An 8646-nucleotide genomic window follows, 5' to 3' on the forward strand; every position below is an offset into this window, starting at 1 on the left:
CAAGAAAACTCGGATCGTAAGAAATCATTTACTTCCGCCTACATATTTCTCTACATATTCATCATACGTGATGACTTCAATGGCATCTGACCAATGGAGGACCGTTTCCACAAAATCCTTTATGTCAAATCCTTTCATACCATACGTTTCACCTGTATTCATCGTACCTGTCGCGTTTTCAATATAGGTTACCTTATATCCCCGGTCAAAGGCAGCGATGGATGTGAACATACAGCAATATTCCGTGTTAAAACCCGTGATAATCAGATGATCCACATCAGCTTCCTTCAAACGCTCGGCTAAGTTCGTTTTGTAAAAAGAACTAGGCGTCCGTTTTTCAATCACGATATCAGCGAACTCCTTCACCGCGTCATGTAATTCGGTCCCTTCTGATCCTTCTAACAGGGAACTTCCTTCCTCATTATCGAGATGCTTCATGAAGAAAATAGGAAGATCCTTAGTTTTAAATTCAAGAATTGTTTTTTGAATGAACGCAAGTTCCTCGGTAAAGTCCCCGTAGTTCACAATACCATTTTGCACATCGATAACTAATAGTGCTTTCATCAATGATCACCTACCTCTTTTTAGACTGTACGCACTACTCCTTCATAGCCATTTATTAATTAGGAAGATCCAATTGCCATGAAACGCCAAAACGATCGTTCACCCATCCAAATTGTTGACTGAATCCATAATTGTCTAGCGGCATGAGTGCTTGTCCATCCTTCACAAGATTTTCGTATAAGTGGCTAATTTCCTCTTCAGAATCACATTTGATGTAGATCGAAAAAGAAGGGGTAAAGGTAAACTGATGAGCTACATTACTGTCTATGCACATGAATTCTTGTCCTTTCAATGAAAACGTCGCTTTCATGACGCTACCTTCATCGCCTGATTGACCTTTACCATATCGGGTGATGTTGCTAATTTCGGATTCCGCTATTAGTGATGTGTAAAAGATCATAGCCTCTTCTGCGTTACCATCTTGAAACATTAGGAAAGGTGTTACTTTTCCCATCGACTACCACTCCTTTCAGTATATTTAAAACCTTATTCCACACGCCTATTATTCACTTTTTTCTATCACTGCAAAGTAATTCTCTTCTGGATCTGCAAAGTTAAAAACGCGTCCAGACGGCATGCTTACTAATTCGCCTACAGTCACTTGCTTGGTGGTGAGTTTCTCATAAAGTTCGTCTAGCTTGTCCGTCACAAACATAATAGAAGGTGTTCCCACATTCAATTCTGGTTGCATCTTCGATATAAGCTCTTTGTCGTGAAGAACGATACTTGTTTCTGAATCATTCGTTGGTGCGATTTCAATCCAACGCATACCTTCTCCGTTGTCTTCCTCTGAAATGACACTGAAACCTAAATCCTCCACCCAAAACCTTTTTACTTTATCTTGATCAGAAACGTATACCATAACTTGACCAATTTTTTGAATCATAATTCCGCCTCCTTCAGATGTTTGCAGCTTCCATTATATCAATAACTAGTGGAATTCTTCATTCATTCGTTGCCAACTCTTGATAGTCCTTTATTTTAGTGGAGGTGCCAAAGGATTACCTCACATCCCCTTGGCACCTTTGCAAACTCTAAATACATGTATGATGAGGATCTATTAGAGTTATAGGACTAAAATACACGATTTACGAGTCCAAACTTAGTTCCATCAGACAACTCACTTCAGTAAACCCTAGATTCTCGTAAAGGTACTTTGCATCATTTCCTTTGAACACGTTTAATTGAACCGAGTCATAGTTTGCTTCGTTGAACTTTTTGATTGCTTCCTGACAAAGTTTTCTGCCTATCCCCTGTTTGCGGTACGCAGGGAGTACATAAAGTTCGGATATGAACCCTTTCGATTCCTGAATATGGACATCGCGTATTTCTCCTGTTCCAATCCAACCTTGAACCGTTCCCTCTGCCACATAAACCAAATAATCGAAGTCATTATAAAAAAAAGGAGCTAGGGGTGTGAGTTCACTTTCTGGGTTCTTGTCTAAGTAACCTGCTGTAGCTTCTGACATTACAGCTTTCCAATGAGATAAAATCACTAACATTTCTTTCTCCTTAGCCAATCGAATCTCCATTATTCCCCTCCACTCTTTTACTTCGTGCATTTAAAAATACGTACACCTAATTGGTCCTTATAGTTTTCCGTCAATACCACGTGCCGGTTTAAAATATCGTGAAACGTTTCATCTATCGATTCTGATAGTGAAAAATCAGTGGCAGTTTCAATGTCATCAATATCGGTCTCTAGTTCAGGAACTTCGATTGACTCAATTGTTAAACCTGCCGCAAGAAAAGCCCTCATCCATTCATTCACAGACCAAATTTGATCCATCCCGTAAAACTCTGTGATCTCTTTCCTCCCATCAGCGCTCAACGGTTGTTCTAAAACCATTTCGATTGCGAAAAGCTTTCCGTTGTTTTTTAAGACTCTTGTCAACTCAGGAATACTAATTGTGAGGTTTGTAAAAGAAATTACCGACTCAGAGAGGATCACGTCAATCGAACCTTCTTCATAGGACAAACTTTGTACATCTGCAACTTCGATACATATATCTTTCTGCAAATTCACTAAACGTTCCCTAGCTTTTTCGACCATCAATGGATTTAAATCTACTGCTAGAACCTGACAATCAAATTCTTTTGAAAGATATGCAGCTGTTTGCCCCGTCCCGCATCCTGCGTCCAACACAACCATGTTTTCATCGAACCTTTCATTGGCTAACAAATTTTTAGTGAGTTGAAGACCTCCTGGATGAGCTCCTCCTATCCCAAATGCCGCTAGACAATCTAAGTATGTTTTCCCCAAACACATTCACTTCCTCTCCTGCTATAGATATGCAAATACGCGCTAGAAGAACAATCCTCCTCATCCATAAACCCGGTTACAAGAGTCCTCTAGTGAACAAATGCATACACTATTATTAGGAGGAGTGCTGCGATGCCTGTTATGAGAACAAATGAGTGGCTGATAGACCATTATCATGATCCTGTAGAGTTATGTAAAAAGGTGAAACCATTATTCCCTGGAGTTTCTGCTTTAGAAATCCATGATTACTTTCGTTTGCATGGGATGTATCAGGAACTAGATAAAAGTGGTACTGCACTGGTTGATACCATGGAAGTCAATGACGTTTGGACGATTGTGGAAAAGGAGCACCAAGCGCTTCAAAAAAAATGGAAGGGTCCTGATGTTCCCATTGTTATTTTGCCTTCAAACACTGCTGATAAGAAGTTAATGAGTGCAACGAATGGAAAAGCGGGGTTAGCATTTTCAGATAAACTCTTCCTATTCGTACCTGAAACGATATCAGAACATGAATTGAAAGCGCTTTTCATCCATGAATACAATCATGTTTGTCGGTTATGGCATACAAAAAAAGCAGAGAATTCATTCACCTTACTGGACTCTATTATTCTAGAAGGACTAGCCGAGCATGCTGTACGTGAACGACTAGGTGGGGCATTTACAGCGTCATGGACAAAACTTTATTCCAAAGAAAAAATCGAAAAGATTTGGAAAAAAACCATCTTACCTAAAATTAAACTAAGGAAATCTCACCCATTACACAACCAACTCTTATACGGATGGCGGGGTTTTCCTAAAATGGCGGGGTATTGTGTTGGCTATTATTTGGTAGAAGACTATTTAAATACCAACCAATTATGTACAGTCGATCTATTAAGAGTAAACGCAGAAATCATTGCAAACCTTCATCCGTCGAAATAGCTTTTCGCAAGAAAAACTAGGAAGGCAGCGACACCTAATGCTAAGTGCTGCCTTCCTAGTCAAGCATCAACAAATCACCAAAAAAAGAAAGGGACTATTGCTAGCGTTGCAATTGCACCTAACGCGATTCCTAGTCCAAAACCTCTTCCACGATATCCATATCCGCCATATCCATATCCGAATCCACCCAAATTCCTACCGCCATTCATTGGTTGCAAATAAACTTGTCGATTATCCACATGCTGGATAATTCCGCGATGTTCCTTGCCATCTTTAGTACGAATCATTACTGCTTTCCCTCTATGACGGTTACACATCTGATACATATTTTCCTTCGCCATTTTCACCCTCCTATCTAAGTCACCCTCTAGCAGTATATGAACGCATACGATTCTAGGAAAGGGACAACACCCAAATAGTAATGAATTGTGTGAATGTCCCGGTCACTGATTTGCTAACGGCATACTCTATCAACATAGGCAACGTGGAGGTGGTATGAGCGGATCTGATACCCATTTACTCGAACTGCTTATGACTACTCTTTTAAAGCTGAACGTTTGAGGAGGTGAAAACTATGGGTTATGGATGTGATCCTTGCGGCTATGGCGGATACGGAGGTTACGGTAACCAAGGTGGAAATTGCGGAGGTCGAGGTAACGGAGGCGGTTTTGCGCTACTAGTTGTACTATTCATTCTACTTATCATTATCGGTGCTTCTTATGCTTCTAATAACAATGACAATCATCATCATCACAAAAACGATTGCTAATCGAATAACAGGCTGAGCCCCATTGGATGAAATGACAATGGGACTCAGCCTTTTCATATATCATGATTTTTAATGAGGGATACTAGTTTTTGCTTAAGCCTTACAAAAACAATTATTTCAATAATTAAAGCTGCTACTCCTAATGCACTCAATAGTTACTAGACACAAAAATAGGCAATAAAATTTATCACAGTACCTTGCAATGAACACTACCGAGTGATATTCTATTAGTAATGGTACTTTGTTTAAGTTGGTACTGTTCATTAAACAGTAGTGAAAGGTGGGAAACATTTGTGAACATCCAGTTTAAGAAAGGTGTCCTGAACCTTTGCGTACTAGTCCTTCTCGACAAACAGGACCGCTATGGCTATGAATTGGTTCAAAAGATTTCAGATCAAATCGCGATCTCAGAAGGTTCTGTCTACCCCTTGTTACGTCGATTAACAAAAGAAGGGTATTTCACGACATACCTAAAAGAATCCAAGGAAGGTCCGCCACGTAAATACTACAAGTTGACGGATACAGGACGTAAATATCTCCACGAACAACTAAAAGAATGGGAGCATTTTTCTCAAGGCGTCAACACACTTATCAAGGAGGGTATCAAAAATGACTGAAAAACAATACATTACGGAACTTGAAGGATTGTTGAGCCGGATTCCTATAGAGGAACGCCAGGACATTGTACAGGACATTCGGGAATACTTCGTTGACGGTCGAGAAGACGGTAAATCAGATGAAGAAATCACAGGGTCTTTAGGTTCTCCTATCTCAATTGCCAATGAACTGCTCGCATCTTACCCTGAGCCAAGTAAAGTAGTTCAAACAGATGCAACTAGTGAAGTCATCCACATCCAAGATGATAGTTTCAAAGACATATCCATTGATGTTCAACACGGGGCACTCCTCCTGTTCCCTTCTGAAGACCATTTCACAACAGTGGAATTGACGGGGAGCAACGACAAGTTGAAATTGTCCGCTGATGTGAATGGGACTACACTTGTTGTTAAGCTGAAAAGTCTACGCCCCAGATTGATGATGTTCAGTTTTTCAATGAAAAGTGTAATCTTGAAAATTTCGATACCTAAGAAACTGTATGATGCCATTTCCTTGAAAACGGACAATGGAAGAATTTGTGCAGAAAAGTTGCTAAGTCAATCACTTCGAGTTTATTCCGACAATGGGCGTATTCAATTGAGTGAAATTGCAACTAGATTACTCGAGTCTAAAACGGACAACGGACGGATAGAAGTCACGAATACACAATCAGACCGGATCATCGCAAAAACTGATAATGGTCGGATCGAAATGCGTCATGTCGAAGCAGATGCAATTGGTGTAGAAACAGATAACGGACGGATTGAGCTGAGTCACGTAAACGGAAACATCGTCGGTGAAACCGACAATGGCCGAATTACACTGCTCACCAATAGTCTGGATCGCAACATTGATATGCAAACAGACAACGGCAGCATACTGATTCAATCTGAGGTAAAGCCGACAAATGTTACCATTCAAACGAAAACCGCCCATGGGCGAGTTGACGTGTTCGGCGAAAACAACTCACGTACCGAATTTGGAGCAGGGAAGCATAAAATCCGCCTAAGATCAGATAATGGAAAAATTACCGTTCAATAAGTTTGATCTCTAGGAGAATATAGAACAAAAAAACAGAGATCACGTGTCTCTGTTTTTTTTGCGTTGAAATATTGGGCATTAATCTTGAGGATAGCTACACAGCTCAAATAATGTTCCTTCTGTAGATGCTGGATTTAAATAGATGAGCCGTCTTCCCCGAGCGTTCGTACGTAACGTGTCTTCAAGAAAACGAATGCCATTTTCCCTAGCGTCCAGAATTGCTTTGTCTAAATCGTCAACTCGATACGCGACATGGTGAACACCTTTCCCCTTTTGCTTAATAAACCTCGCAATCGGTGAGTTTCGATTTGTCGGTTCCAGTAGTTCAATGGTTTGTCCATTGGTTTGAACCACTGCTACGTGCACTTCTACACCAGGTAGATCACTCGTGTACCGATCTTCCAACGATCCCTTCAAAACATCTAGATAAAAAGGAAGCGCTTCTTCAATACTTCTGACAGCAATTCCGATATGATCAAGTTCATAATCCATTGTCGTTCTCCTTCTGAGTACATCCTGTTTTATGAATCAGTAGTCTTATTTCTACCCACTATACGTTTGACAAAATCCTCTTTATACATTGTATAGTCATCCATATCCTCGTTACCTGTCAACAAATAACTCAGCTTCAGCGCTTCGTATTCCTTAGCTAACAATTCCGACGCATTGAGCTGATCCCTAAATGATAAAAGGTCATTCCACTTCTGACCTTCGTATTCTACGAGATGAATAATATGGGTTTTCGTATCCAACTCTCCATTATCCAAAAACTTCGCGAGAACGACTTCATTTTCTAGAACGACTTGGAGACGATAAAATTGAATGGCCCTCAAACTCTTTAACAATTCAACAGATACATGATGGATGTCATCCACTCCAAGTACGATATCGATCATTGGCTTTGCTTTGATCCCGTTAATCGAAGTGCTGCCGATATGTTCAATCCGGTTGAAATTTAGTCCAGTTGCCTCGTGGATTTCCTGCTGAGTCTTTTGAAATTCAGGTTTCCATCCTACTTGAGGATCCACAAGTTGGATTTCACCTCTAACTAAGCCTAAAATAATAGCAATTACCTCCTCATTATCAACAACAAAATTGTATCATGGTTGCTTAAAACTCATCTCTTGTTCTTCCAGTGCTACCTTTAGTTTAGGAATCGAAGCAGGTCCTAGTCCATGAAACTGTAAGAGTTCTTTCTCAGAAAACGAAGCGAGGATCTCAAGTGAATGGATCCCGTTATTTTCTATTGCACGCCTTGCTGGTGCTGATAGTTGCGAGAGAAAGCCACTCTCTGGTTTTCGTTCCTTTTCACACATTGGACAAGTTGGACAATCACTTTTCTTATAATACTGATGCCCTTTGTCACAAGTTCTCAAATCTCCAACAGATTTGTTCACACGAAGTCCCCCTTTCTATTCAACCCTGTTTCTGTAACTCATTTCGCTTCATGATAGTCTTAAGTATACTTGCTAAAGTTGCTACTCTCATGAAGTACCATTATTTTTAAATCGTTCACCTGTATTCGTAAATATAATCATAAAAACTATAATGCCGAGGAATAACGCCAGACCAAAGTACAGTAGCCAAGGATTATTAAGAATGTCACTCATGATCCAAAACACCATACTAAAAGATAGCGCAAACATCATCTTCCCCATAAACTTACATAATCCAATTGTATCGTAAGTAGCCTTCTCATCCTCTGTCATCGTGTTATACCCAGCAATAAGATCCGCCCCTTTTCCGTTGATAAAGAGCGTCCCCAATCCTGAAAATAACAAGATTAATAATATGGATACAACCACCTAACCCCACCTTTTTCAGCTATCTTCAACCTATAACAGCACAAACATATCAGTTTTATTAAATGAATTTCACAAACTTCGCGTCAACAGGATACGATCCCTACACTGGATGCCATTCTCAAAAATCGCATCCGGATAATGAATGATAAAATGATCTGACTCTACACCAACTATCCTGAATCCGCACTTTTGATAAAGCGCTAACTGCCCTATGCTTGAATTACCTGTTGCGACATGAAGAGTAGTGTATCCTTGGTTTTCAGCCACTTGAATAGCATTCAACACCAATTTCTTACCAATACCTCTCCCCTGTAAATCTTCTGCTACCGCCACATTCATTAACTCAACATTTCCAGAACTTATTTGCAACAACACATAGGTACCAATAATCCGTTGTTCACTCTCTGCTACAAAACAATCACCTTTCTCCACGTATTCTTTAATCATATCTATCGATGGATCTGCCAACAATAATAAGTCTACTGGAGATTTTTCATTCGCTTTCAGTTTCCGGATCTTCAACGTTTATCACCTTCCTTACATCGCGAAAACCATAAATCATAATTATGAAATATGATTTCCCTATTTCATGTTAGCAGTTTCGACATGTAATGAAGATAGTATAGAAAGTGGACACAATCCAATGAGCGTGTTTGGATAGAGAGAACATACTAACTGAACGGAGC

General features: G+C 39.9%; 15 protein-coding genes. 4 read left to right on the forward strand and 11 right to left on the reverse strand.

What is annotated here, in order from left to right:
- Positions 1 to 24 precede the first annotated feature (24 nt).
- The 5 genes from ACR65F_RS14880 to ACR65F_RS14900 all read right to left on the reverse strand — a co-directional run bounded on the left by ACR65F_RS14880 (position 25) and on the right by ACR65F_RS14900 (position 2833).
- Positions 25 to 564, reverse strand: coding sequence for an isochorismatase family protein (locus tag ACR65F_RS14880; RefSeq protein WP_440504884.1), 540 nt, complete (start codon positions 562 to 564; stop codon positions 25 to 27).
- Between the two features lie 55 nt (positions 565 to 619).
- Positions 620 to 1018, reverse strand: coding sequence for a VOC family protein (locus ACR65F_RS14885; RefSeq protein ID WP_039043536.1), 399 nt, complete (start codon positions 1016 to 1018; stop codon positions 620 to 622).
- A 48-nt stretch (positions 1019 to 1066) separates the two neighbouring features.
- Positions 1067 to 1450 (reverse strand): VOC family protein, encoded by a 384-nt coding sequence (locus ACR65F_RS14890; RefSeq protein ID WP_039043537.1) that lies wholly within the window; start codon positions 1448 to 1450, stop codon positions 1067 to 1069.
- A 202-nt stretch (positions 1451 to 1652) separates the two neighbouring features.
- Positions 1653 to 2096 carry a GNAT family N-acetyltransferase gene (locus ACR65F_RS14895; protein ID WP_440504885.1) on the reverse strand — a complete coding sequence of 148 codons (444 nt, stop codon included), beginning with the start codon at positions 2094 to 2096 and terminating at the stop codon, positions 1653 to 1655.
- 17 nt (positions 2097 to 2113) lie between these two features.
- Positions 2114 to 2833, reverse strand: a complete 720-nt coding sequence (locus tag ACR65F_RS14900; protein ID WP_440504886.1) for a class I SAM-dependent methyltransferase — start codon at positions 2831 to 2833, stop codon at positions 2114 to 2116.
- A 126-nt stretch (positions 2834 to 2959) separates the two neighbouring features.
- Here ACR65F_RS14900 and ACR65F_RS14905 point away from each other — a divergent pair, with 126 nt between their 5' ends.
- Positions 2960 to 3748, forward strand: coding sequence for a DUF2268 domain-containing putative Zn-dependent protease (locus tag ACR65F_RS14905; RefSeq protein ID WP_440504887.1), 789 nt, complete (start codon positions 2960 to 2962; stop codon positions 3746 to 3748).
- 74 nt (positions 3749 to 3822) lie between these two features.
- On the opposite strand, the gene ACR65F_RS14910 is transcribed toward ACR65F_RS14905, so the two are convergent.
- A complete protein-coding gene (locus ACR65F_RS14910) occupies positions 3823 to 4089 on the reverse strand; it encodes a hypothetical protein (protein ID WP_039043541.1) in 267 nt (88 codons plus the stop codon).
- A gap of 233 nt (positions 4090 to 4322) precedes the next feature.
- Here ACR65F_RS14910 and ACR65F_RS14915 point away from each other — a divergent pair, with 233 nt between their 5' ends.
- The 3 genes from ACR65F_RS14915 to ACR65F_RS14925 all read left to right on the forward strand — a co-directional run bounded on the left by ACR65F_RS14915 (position 4323) and on the right by ACR65F_RS14925 (position 6155).
- Entirely contained in the window at positions 4323 to 4517 is a 195-nt protein-coding gene (locus tag ACR65F_RS14915) for a YjcZ family sporulation protein (protein ID WP_440504888.1), read from the forward strand.
- A gap of 293 nt (positions 4518 to 4810) precedes the next feature.
- Positions 4811 to 5134, forward strand: coding sequence for a PadR family transcriptional regulator (locus ACR65F_RS14920; protein WP_440504889.1), 324 nt, complete (start codon positions 4811 to 4813; stop codon positions 5132 to 5134).
- On the forward strand, positions 5127 to 6155 hold the full coding sequence (locus ACR65F_RS14925) for a DUF4097 family beta strand repeat-containing protein (RefSeq protein WP_440504890.1): 1029 nt from the start codon (positions 5127 to 5129) through the stop codon (positions 6153 to 6155). Before ACR65F_RS14920 ends, ACR65F_RS14925 begins: the two co-directional genes overlap by 8 nt.
- Positions 6156 to 6233: 78 nt before the next feature.
- On the opposite strand, the gene ACR65F_RS14930 is transcribed toward ACR65F_RS14925, so the two are convergent.
- The 5 genes from ACR65F_RS14930 to ACR65F_RS14950 form a co-directional block, all read right to left on the reverse strand.
- Positions 6234 to 6647, reverse strand: coding sequence for a VOC family protein (locus tag ACR65F_RS14930; RefSeq protein ID WP_039043545.1), 414 nt, complete (start codon positions 6645 to 6647; stop codon positions 6234 to 6236).
- 29 nt (positions 6648 to 6676) lie between these two features.
- Positions 6677 to 7183, reverse strand: coding sequence for a GrpB family protein (locus ACR65F_RS14935; RefSeq protein ID WP_440504891.1), 507 nt, complete (start codon positions 7181 to 7183; stop codon positions 6677 to 6679).
- Between the two features lie 72 nt (positions 7184 to 7255).
- Positions 7256 to 7552, reverse strand: coding sequence for an RNA polymerase alpha subunit C-terminal domain-containing protein (locus tag ACR65F_RS14940; RefSeq protein WP_440504892.1), 297 nt, complete (start codon positions 7550 to 7552; stop codon positions 7256 to 7258).
- Between the two features lie 87 nt (positions 7553 to 7639).
- A complete protein-coding gene (locus ACR65F_RS14945) occupies positions 7640 to 7960 on the reverse strand; it encodes a DUF3784 domain-containing protein (RefSeq protein ID WP_440504893.1) in 321 nt (106 codons plus the stop codon).
- Positions 7961 to 8029: 69 nt separating this feature from the next.
- Complete coding sequence (locus ACR65F_RS14950; protein WP_039043549.1) at positions 8030 to 8482, reverse strand: GNAT family N-acetyltransferase; 453 nt, start codon at positions 8480 to 8482, stop codon at positions 8030 to 8032.
- Between the last annotated feature and the right edge of the window lie 164 nt (positions 8483 to 8646).

The sequence above is a fragment of the Sporosarcina sp. SAFN-010 genome, from assembly GCF_059415065.1.